General features: G+C 40.9%; 12 protein-coding genes and 1 riboswitch. Of the genes, 3 read left to right on the top strand and 9 right to left on the bottom strand.

Annotation, left to right across the window (positions count from 1 at the left end; all coding sequences use genetic code 11):
• The first annotated feature begins 314 nt into the window (after nucleotides 1-314).
• Nucleotides 315-2,255 (top strand): ABC-F family ATP-binding cassette domain-containing protein, encoded by a 1,941-nt coding sequence (locus ACYQ0H_RS09050; protein WP_459812525.1) that lies wholly within the window; start codon nucleotides 315-317, stop codon nucleotides 2,253-2,255.
• Nucleotides 2,256-2,359: 104 nt separating this feature from the next.
• Complete coding sequence (locus ACYQ0H_RS09055; protein WP_459812526.1) at nucleotides 2,360-2,896, top strand: hypothetical protein; 537 nt, start codon at nucleotides 2,360-2,362, stop codon at nucleotides 2,894-2,896.
• On the opposite strand, the gene rpe is transcribed toward ACYQ0H_RS09055, so the two are convergent.
• From rpe to ACYQ0H_RS09075, 4 genes are all read right to left on the bottom strand, one after another.
• The gene (gene rpe / locus ACYQ0H_RS09060) at nucleotides 2,889-3,533 is read right to left on the bottom strand and encodes a ribulose-phosphate 3-epimerase (RefSeq protein WP_459812527.1); all 645 of its coding nucleotides are present in this window, start codon (nucleotides 3,531-3,533) and stop codon (nucleotides 2,889-2,891) included. The genes ACYQ0H_RS09055 and rpe overlap by 8 nt on opposite strands.
• A gap of 87 nt (nucleotides 3,534-3,620) precedes the next feature.
• The gene (gene yfbR / locus ACYQ0H_RS09065) at nucleotides 3,621-4,202 is read right to left on the bottom strand and encodes a 5'-deoxynucleotidase (protein ID WP_459812528.1); all 582 of its coding nucleotides are present in this window, start codon (nucleotides 4,200-4,202) and stop codon (nucleotides 3,621-3,623) included.
• A 61-nt stretch (nucleotides 4,203-4,263) separates the two neighbouring features.
• The gene (locus tag ACYQ0H_RS09070; RefSeq protein WP_459812529.1) at nucleotides 4,264-5,490 is read right to left on the bottom strand and encodes a sodium ion-translocating decarboxylase subunit beta; all 1,227 of its coding nucleotides are present in this window, start codon (nucleotides 5,488-5,490) and stop codon (nucleotides 4,264-4,266) included.
• 41 nt (nucleotides 5,491-5,531) lie between these two features.
• Complete coding sequence (locus tag ACYQ0H_RS09075) at nucleotides 5,532-5,957, bottom strand: OadG family protein (protein WP_459812530.1); 426 nt, start codon at nucleotides 5,955-5,957, stop codon at nucleotides 5,532-5,534.
• 471 nt (nucleotides 5,958-6,428) lie between these two features.
• On the opposite strand from ACYQ0H_RS09075, the gene ACYQ0H_RS09080 reads away from it, so the two are divergent.
• The gene (locus ACYQ0H_RS09080; RefSeq protein ID WP_459812531.1) at nucleotides 6,429-7,235 is read left to right on the top strand and encodes a mechanosensitive ion channel family protein; all 807 of its coding nucleotides are present in this window, start codon (nucleotides 6,429-6,431) and stop codon (nucleotides 7,233-7,235) included.
• 59 nt (nucleotides 7,236-7,294) lie between these two features.
• Here ACYQ0H_RS09080 and ACYQ0H_RS09085 read toward each other — a convergent pair whose 3' ends face one another.
• The 5 genes from ACYQ0H_RS09085 to pfkA all read right to left on the bottom strand — a co-directional run bounded on the left by ACYQ0H_RS09085 (nucleotide 7,295) and on the right by pfkA (nucleotide 11,766).
• A complete protein-coding gene (locus tag ACYQ0H_RS09085) occupies nucleotides 7,295-8,182 on the bottom strand; it encodes a YesL family protein (protein WP_459812532.1) in 888 nt (295 codons plus the stop codon).
• 40 nt (nucleotides 8,183-8,222) lie between these two features.
• On the bottom strand, nucleotides 8,223-8,828 hold the full coding sequence (locus ACYQ0H_RS09090; protein ID WP_459812534.1) for a hypothetical protein: 606 nt from the start codon (nucleotides 8,826-8,828) through the stop codon (nucleotides 8,223-8,225).
• Nucleotides 8,829-8,881: 53 nt separating this feature from the next.
• Nucleotides 8,882-9,682, bottom strand: a complete 801-nt coding sequence (gene proC / locus ACYQ0H_RS09095) for a pyrroline-5-carboxylate reductase (RefSeq protein WP_459812535.1) — start codon at nucleotides 9,680-9,682, stop codon at nucleotides 8,882-8,884.
• Nucleotides 9,683-9,882: 200 nt separating this feature from the next.
• Entirely contained in the window at nucleotides 9,883-10,515 is a 633-nt protein-coding gene (locus ACYQ0H_RS09100) for a folate family ECF transporter S component (protein ID WP_459812536.1), read from the bottom strand.
• A 107-nt stretch (nucleotides 10,516-10,622) separates the two neighbouring features.
• A riboswitch (THF riboswitch) is annotated at nucleotides 10,623-10,735 on the bottom strand.
• A gap of 68 nt (nucleotides 10,736-10,803) precedes the next feature.
• Entirely contained in the window at nucleotides 10,804-11,766 is a 963-nt protein-coding gene (gene pfkA / locus ACYQ0H_RS09105; protein WP_459812537.1) for a 6-phosphofructokinase, read from the bottom strand.
• Nucleotides 11,767-11,838: the final 72 nt, after the last annotated feature.

Here is an 11,838-nt window from a genome sequence, read left to right on the forward strand (position 1 = left end):
ATTTTTATTATTTATTGGCAAAATTGTAGACCAATACAATTTAGACTGGATTTTCAGACAATATTTTATGCAATAAAGCTAAATATATTATAAGATTCTTTATAAAATACGATCAATTATTCTGTATTCTGAAAAAAACAACAAACAATTCTTTAAAATTTCAGAAACGGTTGAAATGAATAATAAAAAATAGTATAATAATAATTAGACTTAAAATAAAAGTTACCTATATTAAAAGATAATCAGAAGAGAAAAAGGAGGAACCCTCTGCGTACGCTTTTCATACAGTTTGCGTATTACGCACGGGATTTATAATGCTTGTAAATATAGAAAGCCTATATAAATACTTTAACGGCGAACCGATTCTTAAAAATATTAATATGACTGTTGAAGACCGCGAAACTGTAGGTTTGATCGGCTCCAACGGCTGCGGAAAATCCACTCTATTGCGTATTATAACAGGATATGAAAGCTTTGATAAGACACCCGAAGGATACGGATCTGTTTCTGTATCTACAAAAGCCTCTATAGGATTCCTGCAGCAGAACAGCGGTCTTGATAGTGACTCAACCATTGACGCGGAAATGCATAAAGCATTTGATAAGCTTTTGACTGTAAAAAAGAAAATGGAAGAGCTTGAAGTGCAGATGGCTTCAATGCAGGGCGATGAACTGGAATTTGTCAGCCAGGAATATGCTCAGCTTTCAGCGTATTTTGAGGCTCATGACGGATATATAATAGATGTTAAGATCAAACAGATCCTTAATGGTATGGGCTTCGGAAACACTCCTTCCGACAGGATAATCTCATCTCTTTCAGGAGGTGAAAAAACCCGCCTTGCTCTGGCAAAGCTGCTGCTTGAACAGCCTAACCTTCTGATCCTTGACGAGCCTACCAATCATCTTGATTTCCAGACGCTTATGTGGCTTGAAGATTATCTTAAGGGCTATAAAGGCTCAATACTTATTGTTTCACACGACAGATATTTTCTTAACAAGATCTGTACCAGAATATGTGAGATAGAAAACGGCAGGCTGACCTCTTATAACGGAAACTACTCTGCATTTCTGGTACAGAAAAAGATGAATAGTGAACGCCTGCTTAAAGAATATGAAGCGCAGCAAAAGGAGATAGAAAAGCTGGAGGATTATATAGTGCGTAACAAAACAAGAGCCTCTACAGCTAAAATGGCTAAATCCCGACAGCATATGCTCGATCGGATTGACAGGATAGATAAGCCGTTAATGTTCGCAAAACCTCCTAAAATAAAGCTGGAATATGATATAGAGCCTACTAAGGATATCGTTCAGGTTATAGACTGCCCTGTAAGCGTTGGCAGCGGTAATGACAGAAAGGTTCTGATAAATAAGCTCAATATGCACATACGCCGCGGAGAACACGCCGCTATTATCGGCCCTAACGGAATTGGCAAAACTACGATCCTTAAAATGATTCAGGGACTTATACCTCACGACAGCGGAAATATTATCTGGGGCGGAAATGTTAAAATTTCATATTTTGATCAGGAGCACAGCGGTCTGAATATGCACGATACAGTAATAGGCTCGGTCGACAGAAAATTCCCCAGAATGAGCGAGCTGGAAATACGAAAGGCTCTTGGTTCTGTACTTATTACAGGCGAAAATGTTTTTAAACCCGTTTCCGTTATAAGCGGAGGTGAGAAGGCCAAGCTTTACTTTGCGCTTATGGCTCTTAACAGGGGCAACGTACTTATTCTCGATGAGCCTACTAATCACATTGACTTAAATACTAAAGAAGTTCTTGAAGAAGCTCTTGCGGAATTTAAAGGTACAATTATTCTAGTATCCCATGACCGCTATCTGCTGAATAAGGTCGCTGATAGAATACTAGAGATAACGCCTGAAGAAGTCCGTTCGTTTGAAGGCAATTTTGATTCGTATGCAAGACAGTCTGACGAAGAACGAAGGCTTGCCGAACAATCGGATCAATTAAAAAAGCAGGAAGAACAGAAACGGGAATATCTTGAAAACAAGCAGAAACAGTACCGTTCAAAGGAACAGCGCGCAGCTGACGCTAAAAGACGAGCCAGGATCAAAGAGCTTGAAAAAGAAATAGAAGAAACTGAAATAACTATTTTTAGGCTTGAGCAGGAAATACAGGAGCCTGAAACAGCCTCCGATTTTTCACTTATGAGTGAAAAATGCACTCTGCTTGAAAACTTACGCGCACAGCTTGATGAAAAAATGGACGAATGGGCTGCACTGGAGGAATAAGCTATAGGGCAAAGCTTTTCCTCCGCTTTTTAATATTTTAAACCCTCACCCAAACGACCGCTGCTGAGTATAATATAATTAAACAGCCGCGGGAGGGATTTTAATTGGATTTACAGCCTATTTCAATGAACAGTGCTATAGTTATTCTGACAGCTGAGGAAGCGGCAGAGCTAGGGATAAGCTTTGACAGTTTTGAAAAAGAAAATCCTGAAACGAAATCTTTTCTTACCTGTACTCTTGCAGTATTACAGGAAACAGGCCTGTTCGATGCCTCGGCAGAATCGGTTTCTGTAGAGGTCTATGAGCAAAACGATGCAGGACTTGTCGTTTATATATCATCAGTAAAAAAGGCAAAGACAAACATTTCACCTGTACTTATAGGCTTTTTATCTGAAAGTCCGCTATTCTTCTTTAAAAATGCCCCTGAAATATACGAAGCCCTGAACGATAAGATAATTTCCTCCGAGCTTTATAAAATCAATAACAACTATGCTTTAATAATTTCGGTCAACTGTACAAAAGCTACCGCACAGAAAAAGCTTTCTAAAGTTCCTCCGGATATAAACAACCCGATAAAGGCTGCAAAAATAAGGGAGTACGGAAAATTACTTTCCGACTCCCCGTTCAGCTTATTTACCTGAGAGAACTTACAGCCGCCGACATATCCTCAGCATTAAAAATATATGAACCTGATACAAGTACATCTGCACCGCTCTCCCGAACCATTGCAGATGTGCTTTTATTTATTCCTCCGTCTACCTGAATAAGCACATCAAGTCCGTTCTCATCAATATATTTTCTTAATTCCTTTACTTTATTCAGCGTTTCCGGTAAAAAGACCTGCCCTCCGAATCCCGGCTCAACAGTCATTACCAATACCATATCCAAACCCTTAAGATAAGGAATAATATCCGAAACCGAAGTAGCCGGCTTGACCGACAGACCCGCCCTTAACTTTCTGGACTTTATTTTGTCTATTACCGCCTTTATGTCAGCGGCGGCTTCATAATGAACAGTTATTCCGTCGACACCTAATTCGGCATAATTATCTATGTAGCGGATAGGATCGGTTATCATAAGATGAGCGTCGATCGGCAAAGTGATCAGCTTTGCAACACTTTTCAAAACAGGCTCTCCGAAAGAAATATTACGAACGAAGGTACCGTCCATTACATCATAATGGATCCAATCAACGCCTGAGGCTTCGGCACGTTTTATATCATCTGCAAGGTGCGCAAAGTCTGCGGCTAACAGCGATGCGGCAATTATAGTTTTCAATATGATCCCTCAATCCACATTAATAAATTAATACTTATTAATTATATACCATTATATCCGTAAAGTCAATATAAATTTACCGACAGATCAGCATTGCTCGTCAATTGTCAGCTTGTAAGACGGCATAAATTCCTGCAGAAAGACCTCCGCTTCAGGAATATTCAGCTTATGAACCGCTGACAAAGTGCTTTTTTCAGCTGATGCAAAGTCAGAATTACCCATTTGTCGTTCCTCTACGCATTTTATCAGCGCAGAAATTTTATCAGCAGCCTTGACAAGCTGCATTAGCTCCTTATCTTCGTTATCCGGAAAGAAAACCGATCTATAGTCACTCTCCAGATCTTCCGGCAAATATGATAAAAGCTGATTATTTGCATTATTTTCTATTTCTCCGTAAACGCTTTTTATATCTTTATTGTAGTATTTAACTGGAGTAGGCAGATCCCCGGTTATTATTTCCGCCGCGTCATGATACATTGCAAGCAAAGCACACCGCTCCGCATTTACATTTCCTCCGAATCGCTTATTTCTCAGCAACGCCAATGCATGAGCTATAAATGCGGTTTCCAGTGAATGCTCGCTGATATTTTCAGCGATCGTATTTCTCATCAATGACCAGCGGTTAATGTATTTCATTCTAGATATTACCGCAAAAAATTTGCTTTCCATTATTATACCGCTCCTTTTGTAAAAAAATGACGGACATAACCGTCCGCCATTTATATTTAGATCAAACCTTTACTATACTCAGCAATACTCCGGCAGCAACAGCGGAGCCGATAACTCCGGCTACGTTCGGACCCATAGCATGCATGAGCAGATAATTTGTCGGAACCTCTTCCTGTCCTACTTTCTGAGAAACACGCGCTGCCATAGGTACAGCAGAAACTCCGGCGGAACCTATAAGCGGATTTACCTTTCCCTTTGTAATAACATACATAAGCTTTCCTAAAAGGACGCCGCAGGCAGTTCCGATAGCGAATGCAATAACACCGAGGAATATAACCTTTGCAAAGGATACAGTCATTATCTTATCTGCGGTTGTAGTTGCTCCAACGGAAACTCCAAGGAAAATAGTAATAATATTCATCAGCTCATTCTGTGCGGTTTTTGCAATTCTGTCACAGCAGCCGCTTTCTTTAAGTATGTTTCCAAGCATAAGCATACCTACCAGCGGAGCGGCAGACGGTATCATCAGCGCAATTATAACTGTAACGGAAATGGGGAATATAAGCTTTTCGATCTTTGAAACGGGTCTAAGCTGTCCCATAACAACTGAACGTTCCTTCTTTGTAGTCAGCGCTTTCATAATTGGGGGCTGAATAATAGGAACCAGAGCCATATAAGTATAAGCTGCAAGAGCTATAGTACCAACGCCGATACTGTCAGTGTTGGAAAGAAGCTTAGATGACACATAAATAGCTGTCGGTCCGTCGGCTCCTCCGATAATAGCGATTGATCCGCATTCGGCTGCACTCATTCCAAGAAGCGCAGCGCCTATAAATGTAAAGAATATACCTCCCTGTGCAGCAGCGCCCAGCAGGAAGCTCTTTGGATTCGCGATAAGCGGTCCGAAATCAGTCATTGCGCCGATTCCGAGGAATATCAGCGGCGGATAGATCTGAAGCTTGACTCCCATATACAGAATATCCAGCAGTCCGCCGTTTTGCAGAATATTCCCATAATCAATGTAATGATTATTATCCCCTACAGTTTTATACTCCCAAAACTGCGAATGATACATTGCAGTATCCGGAAGATTCGTCAGCAGCATACCGAATGAAATCGGCAGAAGCAGCAGCGGTTCAAAGCCCTTTGCAATCGCAAGATACATGAACAGAAAGGATATCAGTATCATTATGATATTCTTCCAGCCGCCTTCAACCAAAAAGCCCGCTACGCCCGACGTTGCCGCCAAATCGCCCAAAGTAGACAAAAAGCTGCTTATAATACTCATGTCAGTTCAACGTTCCTTTCAAAATAGCATAGTAAAAATAATTAAAAAGGTCTTGTATAATCCGCAATCGCGGCAGCCGACCAAGAATTCCGCGAAGGCTTCGCCGTTTTCACGCTTTTAAGTACCAGTTTCTTACCGCTCTGTGCGCTCATAGAAGCAATCGCTCCCATAATTGCAGCAACTGCCTCCTCCTCTATTCCGTCCTCTATCACAGGAACCGGCGTAACAGATCGCGTCGGCTTGTTTTCTGCCTTTTTTTCTGTAACTGTCTTAACCTTATTTTCTTTACTCCTGTTAAGCCTTTCAAAAAGCTTTCCATAAAGCGATACAAAAAAAACAAGCAGAATAAGACCGATAAATACTACAACCAAACCGGTAATTACTACTGAAGCGATCGTAGTCCCGGACAGATTCTTATCCGAACCGTGTATAACGTTATCGGCAAGAAGACTCATTAGCCCATACATAGTATAGTTTCTCCTTTTTTGAAATTTAAGGCGCATTAAGCAAAACATTGCAGATTAATGTCCTCATCAATATATCAATTACTATTTATTATACACTATTATCACACAGATTACAAGACCCCGTCACATATTTTTTAGATAAAAAAGTTTTAAATTAATCTAATTTTTTAGTGATTATTTATGAATTAAAGTCGTATTTACTTTCCGCAATTTTACACAGTAATAAATTTATTTGAACAAGTATCGATTTAGCTGCTGTTTTACTAACGAATAAATTTAGCTTTCTGCTCTCCGCCGAACAGCAGAAAGACAGTAAGATAACATCTTTCCGCTGAAATTTAATTGATTTTTATTTCATATTTAAGAAATTGATTTACTTGCAATTTTACAATTAGGTCTTTGCAAAATAGATGAAATATGCTATACTATTTTTAGCGAAAACAAAATTCTGACCAAAGAGGAGTTGTATTTATGGGAGAACATATGCTTAATAAGCTAAAAGATTTTGCTCCGGAGCTGCTGTCTGCTGTGATAATTTTCATTTTAGGCGTGTTGATAACAAAAATTATTATCAGAATAATGACCAAGGCCCTGAAAAGAAGCCGTGTAGACCCCACTGCACATACGTTTCTTATCTCGCTTGTTAAACCGTTGTTATACATACTGGTAGTAATAATATCTCTTTCCAAGCTGAACGTACCAATGACATCGATCATAGCTACTCTGAGCGCTGCCGGACTGGCAATAGGCCTGGCGCTTCAGAACAGCCTTTCAAACGTAGCCGGCGGGTTTATAATTATGTTTACACACCCCTTCCGCTGCGGAGACTTCGTCGAACTTAACAATGTTACCGGTACTGTAAATGCTATTACTATTCTTTATACCCGTTTGCTTACTATAGACAATAAAGCTGTTCTTATACCTAACGGTACTGTCGCCAATGCAACGATAATAAATTATACACAGGAAGATTACAGGCGGCTTGATATGTATTTTTCGGTAGACTACAACGCTGATTATAAAAAAGCGGTAAACGCAATAAGCGAATTGCTGAAAGACGAACCAATGGCGCTTTCTGAGCCGGAGCCGCCTAAAGTAGTAATGTGCGAGCACAGTGCAAGCGCTATCAAGATACTTATGAGAGTATGGGTAAAATCAGAGGATTACTGGCCGCTGAATTACCGTCTTCTCGAACTAGTCAAGGACAGATTCGACGAGGAAGGAATCAGTATCCCTTATGATCAGCTCGATGTTCACGTCAGCGGTATTGAAAAATAATAATACTTTAAAGATAAAAAAATCGTATCGGTTCACTGCTGAACTGATACGATTTTCTACTATGAAATAGTTTTTCCGCGTTTCTTGTTCTGCTTTTCCGCAGGTTTCTGCTCCAGTTCCGGCTTATCCTCAAATACGGCTTCTTCCGGTTTTGATTTCAGATAGTCAAATTCAGGATTGCTTTCTCCCTTAGCGTCATAGTAAGGCTGAATAACGTGCTTTCTTATGACCGGATAGCAGTTGAAAGAGGTAACAAAGTTTATAAAAGACAAAGGCCAGAACGGCAGTATAAAAAGTGAATACGGAATCAGCGCAGCTACAGAAAATACAATAACTATCCATACAAGAAGAGTATAGATACTGTTCTTTACACCCAGACTTACGAGGAAAAAAGCATTTTTCATGATCTGTCTGAGCCTCAGATTAGTAGATACTATCATCAGGTAAATATAAAAATGCATCATAAAAAATACGATAAGACAGCTGAGGCAAATTATAAAAGGCACATACATAGCAGAATTATTTTCCGCCCAGTTTTTATAGGTCGGAATAGCTACAGAAAAGCCTATAACAAAAACCGAATCTATAATTCCCATAGCGAAGCTCTGCTTAAAACACTTCTTAAAAGCTTCTATAAAATCGGAAAAAATAAAAGCATTACGCTCCTGAGAATAATTTCTGGTAACTTTAGTCATAGCGGCTGTAGCCGGTCCGAAGCATGCAACGGTTATAAGCGCCAGACAGTAAGGAGCATAACTGTTAAGCTTGAATGAAAGCCAGCCTGCAAACAGCGCAGGAACAAAAAACATAAAATAAAGAACATTCAGCCCCATAAGCTTCCAGCATTTTCTGCCGTAAATTTCAAAGAATTTAAAAATACCTTTCTTTTCCACAGGTGCTTTGGGAATACCTCTTCCCGGCTGATCAAAATTTCCGAACAACGCCATTTTTACGCTCCTTTAAATTAATAATCCTTTATAATAACCTTTAAAACTTCCCGGCAAAAATTACTGAACACAGACAGTCAACCGCCGCAGAAACAGCTGAAACCGCTTCCAGCACAAGAAATTTAGTTCCGTAAAGCTTTACTGCGCTCAGCATTCCGTCGGACGGTCTGTCAGACAGTGAATTGGTCATAAGCAGATTGGACATCGACAGCGCCTCTCTTGTACCGACTATCAGCGCATATGAGGAAATAACCGCAGCCGGAACTATAAGAACAGCACAGGTCAGTATTCCGGTTTTTCCGCACTGTGAATAAACCTGAGCCATTGTTACTCCCAGACCCATTCCTCTGACAACCAAGACCGCTATTTCAACCGGCTGAGCGATCGCTGAAAAACCCAGAATGAACACAGCTCCTAGAAACATTGTCGAAGCCGACAGCGATTTCATCAGTACGACCGCAAAATCCGAGTTTCGCCTTACATCAAGAAAGTTCTCCTGCGCCAGAGAAAGTTGATCTAAAAAATCCCCGCTCATAAAACAGTAAGCCATTGTTCCCAGTACGACTCCCAAAAGCACCGCACCGACAAGAAAGGCAAAAAAGCTGTTTTTACGTATGACCGAACCGCTTGTCCTTTGCTTTTGCATATACATCACTCCATATACTTTTTGTAAAGTATATGCCGTGTATTTTGATATAATTACTTAGAAAGCTCATACGCACGTCGGGTACACGCCTTACAGCAGCTCTCAACCGTCTGCTCAAGCTTTCCCTCACGCAGCTTATCAAGTCCCGCAATAGTAGTTCCGCCCTTTGACGATACCATAGTAATAAGCTCATCTAGAGTATATCCGCTGTCGGTTATCATCTTTGCAGAACCTATAAGGCTCTTTGCAAATAATGTCTTTACAACCTCCTCGTCAAGTCCTGCCGACTTACCGTATTCCGTGAAAGCCTTTGCATACAGATATATAAATGCGGGTGATGAACCGTTTATGGCGATTATCTCCTTCATTTTGTCCTTTGGAATAACGGCATATGTACCGCATGAGCCGAAGATCCGGCATACAAGCTCGAATTCCTCATCAGTAACGCTTTCAGATCTCGACAGCGCCGTAGCTCCCTCTCCGAGCAGCAAGGGCGTATTAGGCATAACAAGCACTACCTTTGCACCCGAAATCGTTTTAGAGGCAATATAATCATCGGTGATCCCGGCGCATATTGAAACCAGAACCGTATTACCGTCGACCGTTCCCGCAATTTCTTCAAGCACCTCGTCAAGCTGCTGAGGCTTTACAGCAAGAAAAATATAATCAGAGCTTTCAGTAACCTTAACGCCGCTTTCACAGCTGACAACTCCAAGATCTTTAAGTCTTTCAAGAGAAGGCTCATATTTATCAAAAGCATAAATACGAATATTCTCCTTCATATCACTCTGGAATATTCCTTTCATTATAGCATATCCCATATTACCCGCTCCGATAAAACCTACATTGATCATTATAACAAGACCTTTCAGAATATATTCAGGTATTTAAGAAAATCAGCATCTGCCATTTCTGCTTGAAAGCTCCGACAGAAACATACCTTATTAATTTTATTATACTACATTTCGGCTTTTATTTCAAGTATAAACATATAAATTTTAAAATAAGCGGCGATATATAAAATACCACCGCTTCATAAACTCAATATTAACTGCTAGCTTTGTTCCGCAGAAGCACGTTTATGTGAATAAGAACGCTTATAAACCGCCAATGCAATGGGGAGAAGTATAAACAGCAGCGGCAGGTCGGCACACAGCTCGATAACATTCTTTGCAACTCGGCTTATTACAGCAGCGCCGTAAGCTTCCTGAGGAATAAAGCCGTAATGAAGATTAAGCTTTGTCTGAATAAGCAGATTAATAACTATAACATCCAGAAGTCTTGCCAGAACGGCTCTCAGATACAGTGTCATATCGCGCGACTTCCCTGAAGCATTATTCACGAACATAATACTGTGATCGTCAGCCTTATGATACAGGCATAAACCGTAAATTAACCCCTGAAGCCCGCCTACCAGCACATACGCCGGCAGGAATCCGCCGGACGGATGTACCATAAAGCCGACTATATCACAGGCAAATCCGGCAAAAAGACCGACTGCCGGGCCGAACAGCATACCGATAACTGCGATCGCAAGAAAAGCAAAGTTTATCTTTACGAATTGCAGATCGATAGAATACATTTCAATGATCATTGAAATTGCAATAAATACGCCTGTGACCGACAGGCATTTGATACTTCTGAACTCTTTTGCAGATTTCAGAAACATAGAAAAAAAGCTCTTCATAAATATACCTCCTTTTTATGACTGAGCGACGGAACGGCGTTATACTTGCCGATCCGAAAAAATTATGCTGTGCATAACCGGAGAATGAAAAGCTCTCAAATTACACATTCAGCGGGATGCGAAATCTATACCGCAAGGGCTGAGCTTTACGCCGACCCTTTTCGTCCTGATGGCAACTCCCCGTCCCTCAGGCACTTAACGCACAGATCTCTACTCTGTAATATGCAAGCTGTCCGTATGAAAAAATTTACGGACAGCCGTATATTCAATTGTAAATAATCGCCTTAATCAAAAAGCTGTTTTATTAAGAATATCGTATCTTTCGTCCAGGAAAGGCTTTTTCATTGCAAGTCCCTCCTGAATGTCTACATCATAAACTTTGCCGTCTTTCAGTCCGACGATCCTGTTTCCGATTCCCTGCTCAAGCAGCTCAACTGCATGATAACCCATAACCGTTGCCATTACACGATCTCTTACAGTAGGAGAACCTCCTCTTTGAACATGACCGAGAACAGTTACCCTGGACTCTATTCCAGTCATTTCCTGAAGCGTTCTGGCAATATTCTCAGACTGACCTACTCCTTCAGCTACAACTACGATAAAATGCGTTTTACCGCTTTTTTTAGTTTTAAGCATATTTGCTGCAATTGCGTCAAGATCATAATCTCTCTCAAGGGTAATAACAGCTTCAGCTCCTACCGCCATACCTACGTTTATAGCGATATATCCGGCCTTTCTTCCCATTACCTCAACAACCGAGCATCTGTCATGGGACTGAGCGGTATCACGGATCTTATCTATCATTTCCATAGCTGTATTCATAGCTGTATCATAGCCTATCGTATATTCCGTGCACTGAATATCATTATCTATCGTACCTGGTATTCCTATACACGGGATCCCGAGAGAAGACAGATCTCCCGCACCTCTGAATGAGCCGTCGCCGCCGATAACTACGATTCCGTCAAGACCCATTTCGTTGCATTTCTCAACGCCTTTTTTAACTCCCTCAATATTACGGAATTCAGGACATCTTGCAGTATACAGACAAGTACCGCCCCTCTGAATGATCCCTGAAACAGTTCTTGCGTTCATTTCAATAACGTCGCCGTTAAGAAGACCGACATATCCCCTGCGGATACCGACAACCTCCATTCCTTTCTGAAGCGCAGCTCTTGCCACGGCGCGAACAGCAGCGTTCATTCCGGGTGCGTCACCGCCGCTTGTCAATACACCAATTTTCTTAGCCATAACTATTCCTCCAAATAAATGGATATCTTATATCTGCAAGATATTCCACAATAATATATTCCGCTAAACTTT

Source organism: Hominimerdicola intestinalis (assembly GCF_054655215.1).

What these genes read in the sequence shown, in the direction of transcription:
- ACYQ0H_RS09050 (WP_459812525.1), top strand. Translation starts at nt 315, where the DNA reads ATGCTTGTAAATATAGAAAGCCTATATAAATACTTTAACGGCGAACCG.
- yfbR (WP_459812528.1), bottom strand. Translation starts at nt 4,202, where the DNA reads ATGGAAAGCAAATTTTTTGCGGTAATATCTAGAATGAAATACATTAAC.
- ACYQ0H_RS09070 (WP_459812529.1), bottom strand. Translation starts at nt 5,490, where the DNA reads ATGAGTATTATAAGCAGCTTTTTGTCTACTTTGGGCGATTTGGCGGCA.
- ACYQ0H_RS09075 (WP_459812530.1), bottom strand. Translation starts at nt 5,957, where the DNA reads ATGTATGGGCTAATGAGTCTTCTTGCCGATAACGTTATACACGGTTCG.
- ACYQ0H_RS09080 (WP_459812531.1), top strand. Translation starts at nt 6,429, where the DNA reads ATGGGAGAACATATGCTTAATAAGCTAAAAGATTTTGCTCCGGAGCTG.
- ACYQ0H_RS09085 (WP_459812532.1), bottom strand. Translation starts at nt 8,182, where the DNA reads ATGGCGTTGTTCGGAAATTTTGATCAGCCGGGAAGAGGTATTCCCAAA.
- ACYQ0H_RS09090 (WP_459812534.1), bottom strand. Translation starts at nt 8,828, where the DNA reads ATGCAAAAGCAAAGGACAAGCGGTTCGGTCATACGTAAAAACAGCTTT.
- proC (WP_459812535.1), bottom strand. Translation starts at nt 9,682, where the DNA reads ATGATCAATGTAGGTTTTATCGGAGCGGGTAATATGGGATATGCTATA.
- ACYQ0H_RS09100 (WP_459812536.1), bottom strand. Translation starts at nt 10,515, where the DNA reads ATGAAGAGCTTTTTTTCTATGTTTCTGAAATCTGCAAAAGAGTTCAGA.
- pfkA (WP_459812537.1), bottom strand. Translation starts at nt 11,766, where the DNA reads ATGGCTAAGAAAATTGGTGTATTGACAAGCGGCGGTGACGCACCCGGA.